Genomic DNA, 13,665 nt, shown 5'->3' on the forward strand with positions numbered 1-13,665 from the left:
GGAGCTGGAAAGCAAAACGGCCGCCCCGAGGGACGGCCGCGTCTGCTTAGGATGACGAACGAAAAGGCGATTAGCCGGAGAAGCCCGGCGTCCGGAACGCGAAGCCGCGACCGTTCAGCGCGGCTTGCGCGACGGCGAGAGTGGTGCCCACACCGAGAACGAGCGCGTTCGGGTTCAGGACAGCTCCGCTCACCATCACGTCGAACGTGACATCGCCCGCCGTGGCGTCGACATCGGTGTTCAGGACGGCGATGGGGTTCTGCGATCCGTCGCCAGCCGCAGCGGCCGCAAGCTTGAGCTTGCTGTTCGCCGCCACCTGGCCGAGCACGGAGCCCTTGGCGTAGACCTGACCAGCGGTCAGGGTGAAGTTCTGAAACTTCGGACGCGAGCCCGGCATTTCAAGGTTGACGTGCGTCGCGACGCTGTCAGCGTCGCCCGTCCGCACGGGATACGGAAGATTCCAGTTGTCGACAGCCATGCTGTCCTCCTATCGGTGAAGGGGTTGGTTACTTGGCCTTGAAGCCGCGCGAGGCGTTGAACGCCTTCATCGAGCCGCTGATCTCGGCCAAGCGCGCGGCCTTCGGATCGGCGTTCGCTTCGCTGTCACCGTCGTCCGACACGTTCGGCGCATGACGCTGCATCAGCCGGTCAGCGTCGACCTGCGTGGCCGTCTTCGTCTCGGCAGCCGGAGCCGCCTTCGGCGCTTCGATCTTCGCGGCGAACTTCGAGGCGGTCGCCGGGGCGACGCCGTCGTTCAGCGCTTCGACGAACACCGCGACCTTCGGGCTGTCGCCAGCGACCTCGGCGAATGCCGCGAGCAGCGCCTTGCGTTCGTTGGCGGCGTCGGCGAGCTGCTTCTGAAGGGACTCGATAGCGGAAGCGCTCTCGGCCTTGCCGGTCGCAACACCTGCCGCCTGCGCGCGATCAAGCGCGGCCTGATCGTAGATCAGTTCTTTGGACATGGAATCTCCATGAGGGGTGTAGCCCACTGAGGGGCGGTTAAGGTGATCGGTGAAAGCAGCTAGAACACTGCCCAAGCCACCAACACCGTCGACAAGTCCAAGCTCGTAGGCTTCCTCGGGTCCGTAGACCCTCGCCTGCGTCGCTCGAACCGCTTTCTCGTCTAGGTCGCGATTGCTCGCCACGGCGCTGACGAACTCGCCGTAAAGTCTGTCCACGCTCGTTTGGATCGAAGCGCGTACCTCGTCGGACAACGCCGCGAACGGGTTGCCGTCAATCTTGTGGTCGCCTGCATAGATGAACGAGACGACGACGCCTTTCTTCTCCACCTGCTTCGACACGTCGACGTGTTGCACGTAGACGCCTACTGAGCCGATCCGCGATGCGGTCGGCGCAGCGAAGAGGCGATCCGTAGCGGAGGCAAGCCAGTATGCCGCGCTGCCCGCCGTGGTGTTCGCGATGCCCCACACTGGCTTGCCAGCTTGCTTCGAGGCTTTCGGCAGCCAGCTCACCAGCTCGGATAGACCGGCCGCTTCACCGCCGCCGCTGTCGATGTCGAGCAGGATGCCGCGAACCTTGTCGTCCTCGAAGAGCGTTTCGAGCTGGTTGTGCAAGCGCGTGTACGACATCATGTCGCCGCCGCTGCTCGATGCCTCCATGTCGCCGCGATGGATGAGCCCACCCACCACGGGGAACGTCACGATGCCGGAGCGTCGGTTCATCACCGCCCGGCTCTTGGGCCGCACGTAACTCTGCACGACCTCGTCGGCAGCGAACGGCACCACGCCGACGCGATCCGACAGCACGCTCGTCACGACGCTGGCGTACTCAGGGGTGAGCAGTAGCGGCGTGTTGAACAGGCGCGTCGCGATATGCGCGAGATGCGTCACTATGCTTCTCCTGTTCCTCCGCCTTCTTGACCTGCGTTTTCGCCCTTTGCGGCGTTCGCTTTGATCTTGTTGGCGTTCAGTTCGGGGTTGATGTCTTCGGGCTTCAGCCCGAGCTTGTTCAGAAGTGCCTTCTCTGCGGCGCGCTGCACCAGCACCTTGCGGTAGTCACGGCCATCGGCCGCGCAGATGCTCTTGAGATCGAGCGCGCCCATGTCGTAGAGCACCTGATCCGCCTGGTTTTCCTTCAGCGGGTCAAGGCGCGGCTTCGACCACGTCTCGAACGTGCAACGGCAGATCGCGTCACGCACTTCGTAGAACGACTTCTTGCCGAGCATCGGGATCGTGCCGCGAAGCGCGATCTGCTCTTCCAGCCAGGCCCCGAAGAACGGCACCGGGACGGCGTCGATGAACGCCGAGCGCCGCACTTCGTAGGACCGCCACACGTCGAACAACGCCGCGCGAGCGCCGCTGTAGTTCGTCGATGAGAAGTCCTTCGTCAGCGTTGCGTAGTCGACACCGAGCGCCGAAGCGAGCGTGTAGAGGTTGACGGAGTTGAAGTCCTTCAGCGCCGAGACCGACTGATTACCCTGCACCATGTGCAGTTTCTCATTCGGTAGCAGGTGAGCGACTTTGCTCTTGCCGAACTTGAACTCCTGGCCTTTGTAGAAGTCGGCCTTGTCCGCCATCATGCGGAGCGTGAAGTCGAGGACGGGGTTTTCCTCGATAGCCTTCCGGTGCTCGGCACCGATGACCTTCATCGCGTCTTCGTACTTCAGATCGCTTTCAATCACCGCCGCATAGGTCGCGCGGATCGCCGCGCTTTCCAGTTCGGTGATGTTGTAGTCCTGAAGCAGCCGCATCGGCAGCAACGCGGTCGTGAACGAGGTCATGCCTCGCGTCATGTCCGGCGCGTCGTGCTCGAAGAAGTGGATGACGTTCAGCCGTCCCCACGGCGTGTAGCGAGGCACCTTGCGCCAGGCGAACTGTGAGCCCGCAGGCCCCCAGATCGCCACGTCGCTTATCGTGCATTCGCGGATGTTGTAGGCTGTCGGCGCACCGTGCTTGTCGCGGTCGACGCCCATCCGGCGCTTGCCGGTGTAGTCGATAGCGCCTCGCGGGTCAGACAGCCGTTGCGGGTCGAGCAGATGCAGACAGGTGCGGTCGCCGTTGAACGCCTCTTTCCACTCTATGGTGGCAAGCACTTCGCCGTCGATGTAGTAGCCAGCGTAGGCCGTCCGCATCAGGCCGGAGAAGGTCTGCATGCGCTGCGCGTCGAGATGGAACAGCGATGAGTTGGCCGCTACATCCCACATGTTCTCGACCATGTCGGCGTATTCGAGGGCCTCTTCCTCGCTCACGCCGAGCAGCTCGGCGTTCGGCATGTACTGAAGCTTGAAATTCAGACCGACGACGCTGTCGACGGTCGCCCGCTTTGCGCTCGCGCCATACGGGTTAGTACGCGACGCATCGCGCGCTGCGGCAGCCGTTCGGTCTTTGCTGCGCCAGGCGACCACGTCGGCCGAAGTGAGGCTCGGCGAGTAGCTGAAGCCGAAGCCGGGGCGCAGATGTTCGTGGTCTAGGCGACCACCGTCTTCTAGCACCAGTTCTACCATCGGATATGTCCCCTCGCCGGTCGTCCGCGCTGAACTCGAAGGTTCGGGTTGAGGTCCGGCAGCCCGGCTGCTTGCGCGCCAGGGCATTGTGCGTAGAGTGTCTGATAGAGCATGAGCAGCGCAGGCGCGTCGGGCCTTGCGTACTCAGTCCATCGGTCGTTGAAGCGCACGACGACGCGGCTCTTTCCGGCCACGACAGCGACGTACGCCTGATAGATCGCGGAGACCTGCGCCACGCAGTCGGGTAGGTCCGCGTTGAAGCTCTGCGCCTGCCCCGGAGGGCAGGCACCCGGTGTGTTAGCCATGTCTGCCCTCCGAGGGAGCTATTTGAACAGCTTGCCGATGTCGGCAGCGTTGAGCTGCTTCGGCTGTTGTTCTTTGGGGGTGTTGAGCCGCTTGATCCAATGATCCATGTCGATGTTCACCGAACACCGAACCGCGTAGTTGTAGACCATGAGATCGAGCATCTCGTTTCGACGATGCCGAGGCTTCGTCCACGTTCGAACGGGGAAACCATCTTTGTAGTCCGTCTCCGCGCGCTCAGCGGTCATCTGGTCGATCTTGTCGTCCGAGATGCCCTCATGGATATGCACGTAGCCAGGCCCCACCTTCGCGTTTGCGTATCGCGTGTAGATGGTCGCCTTCGCGTCGTAGGTGCCGACGAGAAACAGCTTCGTCTTGTCCTTGAAGCGCTGCTCCGACTTAATCCAGACTGGCTTCTTGTCGCCGGGCACGCCCTTGTGCGCGTACCAGCGTCGTCCGACCAACAGCCATTTGTTGCTGAAGTCGTAGACCTTCTGCGTGTGCGCGCCCGAGCCCGAGTCGATAGTGGCGGAGAAGATGCCGAGCGTCTCCCCTGCCGCGCCTTCGTGCTTGAAGCCGCTTTCGAGGAACTTCGCGAGTTCGTCCCACGCTTCGTCCGTGTTCGGGCCGAGCTGGATGACGTGATGCTTCAGAAGCCAGCACTCATCGCCCTTGCCCCAGGCCACGACCAGCACTTCGAGGCGGTCGTCCTGCACGTCGACGGCCGCTGTGAGCAGCGCCGCGCGCTTCGGCACGATCTCAGGATCATACTTCTCACGCCTCGACTTCAAGTTCTCAGGGTCCGCGAAGCTCGAAATGTCGCCGCGATACGGAAGACCGAGACGCGTGTTGTAGAAGGTCTGTTCTTTCTCGGGGTTGCCCTCCGAGTCTGACCAGGCCTTCGCGATCTCTCGCATCGAGACCCACGGCGAATACAGCTCGTTGATCCAGAAACCGATCTTCTCGCGCGCAGGCGTCACGCCAGCGTCTACCTTGAAGCATTTGAACGGGGTCGCCAGTCGGATCGGCGTGCCATCCTTCTGCGTGCCGATCACGGTGCCGACTTGATGCCATTCGCCCTCGCGAACGAGACGGCGCTTTGTCATCTCGGTCCACAGCGCACCGCAGTCGTCGCAGTGATAGAGCGCGTCTTCCTCCTGCCCCTTCTTGTAGACGATGTTGTCCCACTTCAGCACTTGCTTGGCGGAGCAATCGGGGCAGGTAACGAGGAAGTAGTGTTGCCGCGTCTCTTTGAAGAGCTGGACGATGACGCTGGTGTCTTCGTGAACCGGCGTCGACACCCACAGGCCTTTGCGGTTGTGGTATGTCGTGCGTCGCTTCTTGGCGAGTTCGACCGGCGAACCTTCCTTCGACGAGCTGAGGGGCCATCGGTCGATCTCGTCGCCCGTAACGACACGGATGGGCCGCATCGCGAGCTTGTTCGGCGTGTTCGCGCCGACGAAATTGATCTGGCCGCCCTTATATTCGGTGCTGCCAGTCATCGCCGCTCTCCACTTCGGCGAATCTCTCACCGTGGTATCGAACGACTCTTCTTGGTACTTGTCGGCCAGGTCTTGCGTAGGCCACGCCGAGAGCTGCGCGCACGGCTCCGCCTCGCAGTAGTAGCCTTGCGCCGCGACAAGGATGGTCGTCTTGCCGACCTGGGACGACGTGATGAAGACGATGTCCTCATTGTCGGGATCGGTGATCGCGTCCATCATGCCGCGTTGGAAGACCGCGTCGCCGATGCGATATGGGCCGGGGCTCGCGGATCGTTCAGGCGGCAGCACTAGGTTCGCTTCCGCCCACTCAGACAGCTTCAGCCGAGGCTTCGGCTTCAATCCTTCGGCCAGCCCTGCGAATAATGGGTCAGCCAGCATCATCTTCTCCGTAGTCGCGCATTGACGTGTAGAGCGTGTGCTGCGCCTGATCGACGCGCGTTTGCACCTTCAGCCGGACCTCGGCTTTCTTGTCGGGGTCCGCAAAGATCGAAGCGATCTCGGCAGGCAAGTTCTGAAGGATCGCCGCGATCCGCGCTCCGGCCTCAATGAACGACGATTGCACCTTCGCTCTTTCGACCAGCTCGCCCCGTTCTCTCTTGGCCCGCGTCTCGATACGCTCGATCTCGGCCTTGATCTTCTGCTCGCGCAGCTCCGTGATGCGGCTTGCCGCCACGAAGTGACTGTTTGGCGACGGCGCGATCTGCTCATTGGGCTCGATACCGAGTGCCTCGCGATCCTCGGGGGAGAGAACCACGTCGGCATTCATCGGCGTCACCTTCGGCGGCGCGATCTTGCCGGTGCCGTTGCCGTATGTTTGTGCGACGACGCGTACGCCGTGCTCGCTCATCTGGAAACCGCGCAACTGCTTGGCCTCTTGCACGTCGTAGAGGTTCGCGCTGTCGGGGTTTAGCTTCCCTTTGCGCTTGAGCTGCGAGATTCGTTGTTCACTCACACCAAACAGTATCGCGAGCTGCTTTGCGGGGAGCTTTCGCGGGTACTGTTCAGCCATGAAGCCACCGCCTCATCCAGACGAGCAGCTTCGGATTGTCGCGGAACAGCGAGACCAGGCCCGCCTCGAAGCCGAGAACGATCTGCTCTTCACGATCCTCTTTATCCCGCTTCAGTCTGCCGAGCCCGTGGTTGTCGAATATGACGTGCAGGCATTCATGCAGCACTATTCCGACGCCGTGACCGGGGCTCGTTAGGTTTCTCGGCCAGATGTTGATCTGGCTGTACTCGAAATCGGCTTGACCGTACTTGTCGTCCGCTCCATCTCGGATGCAGATCGTCCAATCGTAGGCACCGATCTTGATGGTCTTCGGTAGTTCGTTGACGCAAGCGTCAACACCGCCCCGGCGACGAGGCGAATGCGACGTGTTTGCCATGTTCGGGGGCTCCAAAGGGGGTGTTAGGTGACGTTTCTCACGCGTGAGGCGCATAGCTCGCGGGGGCGACCCGTGCGATCAAGAGTGAGCAAATTCGCTAAAACGTTGCCGACTTTCGGGGGCGGCGACTGCCCCCGGTGGGAGGGGGTGTGGCGACAGGGACCCACACCCCAGGGGGTGGGTCGGCGCGGCCGAGATCACGGTTTGTTACAAACGCGAGCAAGTCTCTGATATCGCGGTGTTTCTTGCTCATCACGCTCTATTACAGCGCGATAGCGCGGAGCGTGGCACGCGGCTTGCTTTGCATGCGCGCATTGCATGCCTCGTAAGGCGCGACGCTGGCGCGCGTGGCATGTCGGAGCGCGCTAAGCGAGCGCGCAACACGCAAGAAAGCCAACGAATACAGGCATTAGGGGCGAACTAGACGCTTGCTGTATGCGTTAGGTGTGCTACCTTACACACCTGCCACCGCACACGCGGGGGCGACACGCTCGAAAGGACAAACGCCAATGACCGAATTGAATTTTCGCCCAATGCCAACGCCACCGCGTCGCAAGGCCTATGACATTCGCTTTCGTTGCACGCTCAATGGGTGCGATTGGATCGCCCGCCTTTGGCTACGCGACCCTAGCGAAGCTTTCGACGCAATGTATCGTCGCCTCGCCTTTTCTTCGGTGCGCGGAAATGATCGCCCGCGCTACAGCCGAGACTTCTACCGCGTCGTTTCGTGCAATGTTTCCGCCGACCAATCCCGTCCGGTAGCGTGAACACCATGAACGCAATCAATTTCAGCACAAAACGAGTCGGCGGCTTGCGGTTTATCCGCATTGGCCGGTTTTGCTTTTCGTTCTGCATCGCGAGGGCACGCTAATGGTCCGCGCATACCTTGCAGCACTGCGCGACGCGGTTTGCGTCGCAGTTTCAATCGGTATCGTTATCGCCTTTGCCGCTATCGGTTGTGAAATGAACCGACGCGACTCCTACACTTCGCACAACGTGAAAGGCTTTCGCACGCCTAGCGTGTCGTATGTGTCACCTGACAAATAGGACGAAACCGCGCCTAGCGCGGTCTGGCCGTCACGCGGCCACTGATGAGTCCAAGTCGAAAGGAAACAACGCCATGACTACGCTTTTCCGCACTGAATCGCATGATCCAAAGACCAACGCGCAACGCAACCTTTGCGGTCGCACACATTACGTGGATGACGATAATTTGCGATTCCACAAGTCGCGCGTCATCTCCGCGCGAGTCGTCGACAACGGTTTGCTTTTCGCAATCGTCACAAGCGATGCACTCGACTTTGAGAATCGCAAGCGAGGCTTTCGCTACGTCATATTTGACGTGTTCGGAACTGTGGTTTCGCGTTGCGATCTAGAACACGCGCGCCGCACATCAGAGCAAGCCACTAAAGATATGTGGGATTGCTTGAACACGCTTGATGCTAAGGCGATCACTCGCGCGGCAATCGAGCGCGCAGAACGTAACCACGCAAACGAAATGGCCGACCTTCGCGCCAAGTTGGAAGGTTGAGCCAATGCCTGAATTTGTCTTGAACGATACCCCCGCGCCGCGTGCTTACGACAAGCTTTCAACGTTCGCGAAGGCATACGTAGAAGCCGTGTTTTTCACCAATGGCGACACGGGCGACGACAACGAGTCGCGGTTGAATGATTTGGGAGTCGAGAGACTCACGCGCGAAGCAATCCGCGACATTGCGAGCGATTGCGACTCGTTTCTCGGTTTCATCATGCCGGATGGCTGTTTCGTCCGGCAATGGCTCGACCGCTTGGCCGAGTCGCATGGCTACTCCGAAGAGCAGGCGGGCCATGACTTTTGGTTTTCGCGTCAAGGCCACGGCGTTGGCTATTGGGACCGTGGTTTAGGCGACGCGGGCGACGCGCTCCACAAGGCCGCTAAGACGTTCAGCGAAGCTTACTGCGAAGTCTATCGCGGTTGGATTTACCACCGCTAACCCTAGAAAGGAAAACACGCCAATGCCTGCACTCAATTGGAATCACAGCAATGTGCGCGAGGTCGCAGACCTCTTGACTCGTCTCAATCCTAGCTTCGCTTTCACTGTTGATAGAGGCGTGGAGGTAATCAAGCGTCACGTTGAAAGTAACATGACTGCTCCGGGCTATCTCTCAATCTACGGATACTGCGCAACGGTTTGGGCTGATGACGATTACAGCCTCCACGTCAAAGTGACGGTTGAACCGTACACCATAGCGAAATTCTTGGAATCGCAACGCTAGGACGAAACCGCGCCTAGCGCGGTCTGGCCGTTACGCGGCCACTGATGAGTCCAACGAAAGGTACTAACGCCAATGCTAACGCCAGAACAAGCCGCCGACATCCGCGCCAGGGATGAGGCTTTGCACGCGTGGATGAAAGCACGCAAAACGAATAGCTATCATCCCTCCGAACTGCCGCCCCATATCAACCCGCCGACCAATGACGAGCGCGGCCAGGTCGAGCTATTCGAGTTTATGCGGGACATACCGGAACGGTATTTCCTCTATATCAACGCAAAGACCAATACCGCCACAACGTGGAACGGGGAAAGGCTTGGCTCCGCGTCGTTTGGTCGAGAGTACCGCGACAACTTTGGCGGAAAGCGTGTCCCGGTAACCGTTCGCGCGATCAACGGCGCAACCTATCACGGCACATACTTTAAGAGCGCGGGCGACTATGCGCGCGTCAAGAAAGCGAAGGGTTGAGCCAATGGCAACCTTCGACACTGTCACGGGGACCGCGCCTAGCTATTGGGCGTCGTATTTCATCAATGGCGACGCTTCCGGAATGGAAGATTCCGAAATTGCACAAGCGGACAAGTTCGCCGCGTGGTTAGGCGGTTCAATCGTTAGCTGCGACGACGCGGGATTCATGCGCTGGCATGACGCGGCGCAGTTCGGCGTTCTCGCGAGCGATTGCCGAACCTATACCGCGCTAATCGAGAGGGATTGACCAATGCAAAAGTATCGCGCCGACAAATCGGAACATATGCCCGATGGATCAACCGCGTGGTTTGCGGTGTGGATGGGTGGCCCCACATTGGCGAAGGTCGAGAACTGCCGACTCGATAACATGGCGGGCGACATGCGCCGCACTGTTTACGTCACGGGGGAGCCCGACACGTATTTTTCCATTCCGGCTGTCTGTAGCGTCGCGGGTTGTCGCGTTAGAGGCTATCTCACGGGCGACGACAACGGGAATTACGTTTTCCGCCATTGCTACTACTAGGACGAAACCGCGCGCCAGGTAGCGCGGTCTGGCCGTTACGCGGCCACTGATGAGTCCAAGTCGAAAGGTACTAACGCCATGAATCCCACTGTTTACATTGATGGCCGATTGGCCGACCATATCGGCGCAATCGGTTTGCGCGAGATTGCCAATCGTGTTTCAACGCTCGCGCTACAGCCGGTTGACGTTATGACGCATGGCGAGTCGCGATATCACTCTGACAAGCGCATTACTGGCGCGGTAGAAGCGAAGAAGGCCTAACGAGATGACAAACCGCGATTTTGCTATGACGTGCTTTGCCCTCGCTTGCTTGCCATGCGCCGATAACGGCGCGGGCGATTCGTGCGACGAACCGCCATAGCTTTGCCCTAGCGTTGCGACGCTAGGGTTTAAGCCGAAAACGCCGCTAGGGAGTTGATCCTTAGCGGCGTTTTTTTTCGTCCAATTCCGCGCCGCTCATTCGCTCAACCCGCCCCAATGGTACGAAATACCGGGCGACGGATTGAGCGCATGGGCGCGCGCCTAATGCGATCCTAGAGGCATGTTGCACTTTTATCGAAATGCCACACCGCGTTTTCGGCCGAGTGGCCGCGCATACCTCGGCGATTGTGGCTTTTGAGCACTGACGAGATCGCACTGTCATCAATCCGCCCAACTGCGATTTTGGCGATCTCCAAAACCAACATGCTCTCGAAAAAAAATTTTTCCGCGCGTGCGTGCGCGTGCTCGCGCGAGCGGACGGGTTGCGACCCGCGACGGGGTATTCGACACGTCGCTCCCGCCAGCGCCGTATCTACTCATCGTCGCGGGTCGCACAGAGCCAGGAGAGCATGACCCCCGTCTGCTCGTATCCTGGCGAGCCAATCGCTTGGCTCCACGCGCCTCAACGCGTGCTGTTTGGGTGAGCGGCATGGATCGTGAAGCGCATCGTTCATAACGGTGATGCACAGCTCGTTTGGGGTATGAGCTGATGATCCCTGTGAGCGCAGTTCTCTCGCCCTTGATCCATGCCACTCAGCTCGTTTCGCAGAACGTGAATTTTTGGTTTTTCGTTCTGCGAATTTTCGTTTTCTCGTTCTGAGAAAAGTCGTTCAGAGGGGGTATCGAATTGCACGGGGATGGCGAGGCCGCACCGACCTTCATATGGCGGGTGCCCTCACCTTGCCTGCTATTCCCCGAATAGCGCCCATCCGCGACACGGCGCTGACCTAGCGCATAGTGGATGGCCCTGAACACACGTGACGCACGCGGCCGTGGTCTACGGCAACGCCTTTATGGTCAGAGGCATGAGGGGCTCTTGTCTGTGTATCAGGCCAGGTTGTTGAGCTGCGCAGCGTCGAACTGCGCGAACACGTCCTTCAACCAGCTTCGCGTGTAGCCGCGCAGCACGAAGGACGCCTGGCTTCCGATGAAGTCGTGGAACGGTTGCGCGACCGCGTCGACGGCCTTCGCCGCTTCCCCATCCAGCCGGGGAATGTTGAGCGCGCCAGCCGGTACATCGTACGCGGTGTCGTCGATATGGTTCGCGAGCACAACGTGCTTCGATCCTGCGAGCGCTGCCATCACGGGCTTGATCTCGTCGAGCGATTGCGTCGCAGGACCGACGACATGCAGCACAGTGATGCGCAGCTTGTTCTGCTTCGCCGCGTCGAAGAAGCCGACAACGTCGAGCGTCTTCAGCGTGGGCGACAACAGACCGGCGCACACGTCGACGACGGTCACCTGGGTCGATGCCAGGTCGTCGAACACCTTGACCTGATCGGTCGACTTGGTGATGTCCACGATCTGCGCGCGGCCAGGAAAGAAACGTTGCAGGCCGCCGCTCGGGGATTGCGTGTCGAACGCGCGGAAGTCGATGCCGTTGGCACCGTAGTAGCCGAGCAGTGCGCGGCTCAGCATGGTCTTGCCGACGCCACCTTTGTCAGCGCCGACGAATACCAGATGCGGGATGTTCATGGGGGTCTCCGGTTATGTGCCGCTCGCCGCTTTCGCGCGGATCACGGCTTGTTCGAGTTCGTGCATGAGCACCGGCCCCAACTGCGTCGGGATCGCCGAAGCAATGTGGTACGTGCTCGGGTTGCCGGGCCGGATCATTTCCTTCGGGATGATCGGACCCCACAATGTTCTGATCTTGCCGCTCTTGTTGTGCTTCCCGATACGCTTGACGATCTCGGTGGCACCGTTCTTGAAGCGGATAACGAACGCACCCTTGAAGCGCTGCGAGCGATTCCAAGGCTTGGCGCTCGGGTTCTTCTTGCCTGGCGTCAGCGACCGCGCGAAGTCGCTCACCTTCATCGCCTTGTCGCTCGCAACGATGCGATAGAACAGGCGATTGGGATGCGCGCGATCTGCGTGAACCGCTTTCATCACGCGTCCGTACTTCGCACCCGTCGTTTGGACGAGGTCGCGACGAACAGCCGTGAGCAGCTTGTCGCCGAGCTTGTTGATCGCGTTGTAGAGCGCGCGGTGTTTGACCTCGTCGCCGTACACGTTGAACGCCACGGTGAGGCGCTTCATCGCGTCGGTCAAGTCGACATAGATCACGCCGCCATGTGACTGCGTGTATGCCGACGCGGGCATCGGCCCCTGTGACGCGCGGTATATCTTCGTGGGGCCGGTGTAGTTCGTTTGCGTACCGGCCATCATCTCACCTTGAAGGCGGGCGCTTCATCAGCGTCGAGCGCCCCACGCTGCGCGCGATGTTGCGCGCGTCGAGCTGCAACGTCTTCACGAAGCGTTGCGCGTTCTGACGAGCGGCGTCGAAGTTGCCGGTGCGAACGTTCTTGATCGCCTGCGCCGTGAGATCGCGGCGCTTTCCGCAGTTGCATCCCATGACGGGCTCCTAGTGGAAACGCGAAACCCCGACGCACTGAAGCGCCGGGGTTCGGAATGTCGGCCAAGGCCGGGGTCGGTTCAGACTAGGCGATGCCGGGTAACTCTCGTTCCGGCCCCTCGCCCATTTGTCCGTATGGGGAAAATAGGCAGTTGACATCCCAACGTCAACTTTTTCCCCTCACAAACTTCCCTCGGCCGGCTTGTCAGGTCACGCTGCTGACAATCCCTTTTGGATCAAGGACTTGGTCCGCAATCCGTGCATCAGCGAGGCCAGGTTCCGCTTGAGATCGGCCTGGGTGCCGTTGTTGTCGACCACGTAATCGCACATCCAGGGCTCGATTGTGAGGGACGTGCGGGGCTCGCGGTATTCGAGGCGCTCGCACGCGTCGATCCAAATCGAGATGTCGAACACGCTGGCGTTCCGCAGGGCGTGAAACTCGCGGGCGTTCCTGTTGCCGACGTAGAGATCGTACTTCGCGAAGATCGCGCGACCCAACTTCGTGAGATCGGCCGCATTGCTCTCGGCGATCAGATTGAACCACGTCGAGCGCTCGTTCGCGCGGTCATCGTAGCACTCTTGCGCCGAGGCATACTTGCCGGGGTACTTCTCGCAGAAGTACGGAAACACGACACGCTCTGCCATGAACCAGCTCGACGAGACGAACGTCGCGCCATAGTGATCGCGCAGAATTTCAGCGGCAGTGTCTTTGCCGTGTCGGCCATGACCGACCACCATCATGCGGTACGGGAAAAGCATGGATCAGAATCCGAACATGCGGTAGAGGTCGTATCCGCGACCCTGCTTGCAGACCTGGGTCCGCAGATAGCCTGCTCGAGTCTTGATGTTCGTGTCGACAAAGGGGATCGACATGATCGTGCAGAACAGCTCGTCGAGTGTCTTCAATGGTGGTCTCCGGGTTAGTGGATGAAGCA

Annotated in this window: 16 protein-coding genes; 6 read left to right on the forward strand and 10 right to left on the reverse strand. The window is 60.2% G+C overall.

The features are described from left to right. Positions 1-70: 70 nt before the first annotated feature. The 6 genes from OO68_RS36980 to OO68_RS46530 all read right to left on the reverse strand — a co-directional run bounded on the left by OO68_RS36980 (position 71) and on the right by OO68_RS46530 (position 6,653). A complete protein-coding gene (locus OO68_RS36980) occupies positions 71-478 on the reverse strand; it encodes a head decoration protein (RefSeq protein ID WP_050513932.1) in 408 nt (135 codons plus the stop codon). Between the two features lie 28 nt (positions 479-506). Beyond that, positions 507-1,850 carry a S49 family peptidase gene (locus OO68_RS43285; protein WP_050513933.1) on the reverse strand — a complete coding sequence of 448 codons (1,344 nt, stop codon included), beginning with the start codon at positions 1,848-1,850 and terminating at the stop codon, positions 507-509. Beyond that, a complete protein-coding gene (locus OO68_RS36990; protein ID WP_157852806.1) occupies positions 1,850-3,463 on the reverse strand; it encodes a phage portal protein in 1,614 nt (537 codons plus the stop codon). Before OO68_RS36990 ends, OO68_RS43285 begins: the two co-directional genes overlap by 1 nt. 323 nt (positions 3,464-3,786) lie before the next feature. Next, positions 3,787-5,649 (reverse strand): phage terminase large subunit family protein, encoded by a 1,863-nt coding sequence (locus OO68_RS36995; RefSeq protein WP_078625700.1) that lies wholly within the window; start codon positions 5,647-5,649, stop codon positions 3,787-3,789. Next, positions 5,636-6,277 (reverse strand): V-type proton ATPase subunit C, encoded by a 642-nt coding sequence (locus OO68_RS37000; RefSeq protein WP_030529709.1) that lies wholly within the window; start codon positions 6,275-6,277, stop codon positions 5,636-5,638. The genes OO68_RS36995 and OO68_RS37000 overlap by 14 nt, the downstream gene beginning before the upstream one ends. Further along, positions 6,270-6,653 (reverse strand): hypothetical protein, encoded by a 384-nt coding sequence (locus OO68_RS46530; protein WP_096772437.1) that lies wholly within the window; start codon positions 6,651-6,653, stop codon positions 6,270-6,272. The genes OO68_RS37000 and OO68_RS46530 overlap by 8 nt, the downstream gene beginning before the upstream one ends. A gap of 509 nt (positions 6,654-7,162) precedes the next feature. Here OO68_RS46530 and OO68_RS46535 point away from each other — a divergent pair. The 6 genes from OO68_RS46535 (at position 7,163) to OO68_RS46550 (ending at position 10,158) form a co-directional block, all read left to right on the forward strand. Next, the gene (locus OO68_RS46535) at positions 7,163-7,420 is read left to right on the forward strand and encodes a hypothetical protein (RefSeq protein WP_124777247.1); all 258 of its coding nucleotides are present in this window, start codon (positions 7,163-7,165) and stop codon (positions 7,418-7,420) included. Positions 7,421-7,773: 353 nt separating this feature from the next. Further along, positions 7,774-8,184, forward strand: a complete 411-nt coding sequence (locus OO68_RS46540) for a hypothetical protein (RefSeq protein WP_096772439.1) — start codon at positions 7,774-7,776, stop codon at positions 8,182-8,184. 4 nt (positions 8,185-8,188) lie between these two features. After that, positions 8,189-8,626: a hypothetical protein gene (locus OO68_RS37010; RefSeq protein WP_050513934.1), complete on the forward strand. Its 438-nt coding sequence runs from the start codon at positions 8,189-8,191 to the stop codon at positions 8,624-8,626. Positions 8,627-8,981: 355 nt separating this feature from the next. Continuing rightward, complete coding sequence (locus tag OO68_RS46545; RefSeq protein ID WP_096766528.1) at positions 8,982-9,374, forward strand: hypothetical protein; 393 nt, start codon at positions 8,982-8,984, stop codon at positions 9,372-9,374. A gap of 4 nt (positions 9,375-9,378) precedes the next feature. Next, positions 9,379-9,621 carry a DUF6926 domain-containing protein gene (locus tag OO68_RS37015; RefSeq protein ID WP_030529706.1) on the forward strand — a complete coding sequence of 81 codons (243 nt, stop codon included), beginning with the start codon at positions 9,379-9,381 and terminating at the stop codon, positions 9,619-9,621. A 354-nt stretch (positions 9,622-9,975) separates the two neighbouring features. Next, positions 9,976-10,158 (forward strand): hypothetical protein, encoded by a 183-nt coding sequence (locus OO68_RS46550; protein ID WP_112921567.1) that lies wholly within the window; start codon positions 9,976-9,978, stop codon positions 10,156-10,158. A gap of 1,047 nt (positions 10,159-11,205) precedes the next feature. On the opposite strand, the gene OO68_RS37020 is transcribed toward OO68_RS46550, so the two are convergent. The 4 genes from OO68_RS37020 to OO68_RS37035 all read right to left on the reverse strand — a co-directional run bounded on the left by OO68_RS37020 (position 11,206) and on the right by OO68_RS37035 (position 13,489). Further along, entirely contained in the window at positions 11,206-11,853 is a 648-nt protein-coding gene (locus OO68_RS37020) for a P-loop NTPase family protein (protein WP_030529705.1), read from the reverse strand. 12 nt (positions 11,854-11,865) lie between these two features. After that, positions 11,866-12,441, reverse strand: coding sequence for a hypothetical protein (locus tag OO68_RS37025; RefSeq protein ID WP_157577732.1), 576 nt, complete (start codon positions 12,439-12,441; stop codon positions 11,866-11,868). Between the two features lie 103 nt (positions 12,442-12,544). Further along, the gene (locus tag OO68_RS37030; RefSeq protein WP_030529703.1) at positions 12,545-12,730 is read right to left on the reverse strand and encodes a hypothetical protein; all 186 of its coding nucleotides are present in this window, start codon (positions 12,728-12,730) and stop codon (positions 12,545-12,547) included. A gap of 210 nt (positions 12,731-12,940) precedes the next feature. Beyond that, the gene (locus tag OO68_RS37035) at positions 12,941-13,489 is read right to left on the reverse strand and encodes a hypothetical protein (protein WP_050513935.1); all 549 of its coding nucleotides are present in this window, start codon (positions 13,487-13,489) and stop codon (positions 12,941-12,943) included. Positions 13,490-13,665 lie beyond the last annotated feature (176 nt).

The sequence above is a fragment of the Streptomyces iakyrus genome (assembly GCF_000717055.1).
Taxonomy (GTDB): Bacteria; Actinomycetota; Actinomycetes; order Streptomycetales; family Streptomycetaceae; genus Streptomyces; species Streptomyces iakyrus.

Excerpts from the sequence above, each read along its gene's own strand:
- OO68_RS37010 (WP_050513934.1), top strand. The coding sequence starts at position 8,189 with ATGCCTGAATTTGTCTTGAACGATACCCCCGCGCCGCGTGCTTACGAC.
- OO68_RS37020 (WP_030529705.1), bottom strand. The coding sequence starts at position 11,853 with ATGAACATCCCGCATCTGGTATTCGTCGGCGCTGACAAAGGTGGCGTC.
- OO68_RS46535 (WP_124777247.1), top strand. The coding sequence starts at position 7,163 with ATGACCGAATTGAATTTTCGCCCAATGCCAACGCCACCGCGTCGCAAG.
- OO68_RS46545 (WP_096766528.1), top strand. The coding sequence starts at position 8,982 with ATGCTAACGCCAGAACAAGCCGCCGACATCCGCGCCAGGGATGAGGCT.
- OO68_RS37030 (WP_030529703.1), bottom strand. The coding sequence starts at position 12,730 with ATGGGATGCAACTGCGGAAAGCGCCGCGATCTCACGGCGCAGGCGATC.
- OO68_RS37015 (WP_030529706.1), top strand. The coding sequence starts at position 9,379 with ATGGCAACCTTCGACACTGTCACGGGGACCGCGCCTAGCTATTGGGCG.
- OO68_RS36995 (WP_078625700.1), bottom strand. The coding sequence starts at position 5,649 with ATGATGCTGGCTGACCCATTATTCGCAGGGCTGGCCGAAGGATTGAAG.
- OO68_RS46530 (WP_096772437.1), bottom strand. The coding sequence starts at position 6,653 with ATGGCAAACACGTCGCATTCGCCTCGTCGCCGGGGCGGTGTTGACGCT.
- OO68_RS37000 (WP_030529709.1), bottom strand. The coding sequence starts at position 6,277 with ATGGCTGAACAGTACCCGCGAAAGCTCCCCGCAAAGCAGCTCGCGATA.
- OO68_RS37035 (WP_050513935.1), bottom strand. The coding sequence starts at position 13,489 with ATGCTTTTCCCGTACCGCATGATGGTGGTCGGTCATGGCCGACACGGC.
- OO68_RS36980 (WP_050513932.1), bottom strand. The coding sequence starts at position 478 with ATGGCTGTCGACAACTGGAATCTTCCGTATCCCGTGCGGACGGGCGAC.
- OO68_RS36990 (WP_157852806.1), bottom strand. The coding sequence starts at position 3,463 with ATGGTAGAACTGGTGCTAGAAGACGGTGGTCGCCTAGACCACGAACAT.
- OO68_RS46540 (WP_096772439.1), top strand. The coding sequence starts at position 7,774 with ATGACTACGCTTTTCCGCACTGAATCGCATGATCCAAAGACCAACGCG.
- OO68_RS46550 (WP_112921567.1), top strand. The coding sequence starts at position 9,976 with ATGAATCCCACTGTTTACATTGATGGCCGATTGGCCGACCATATCGGC.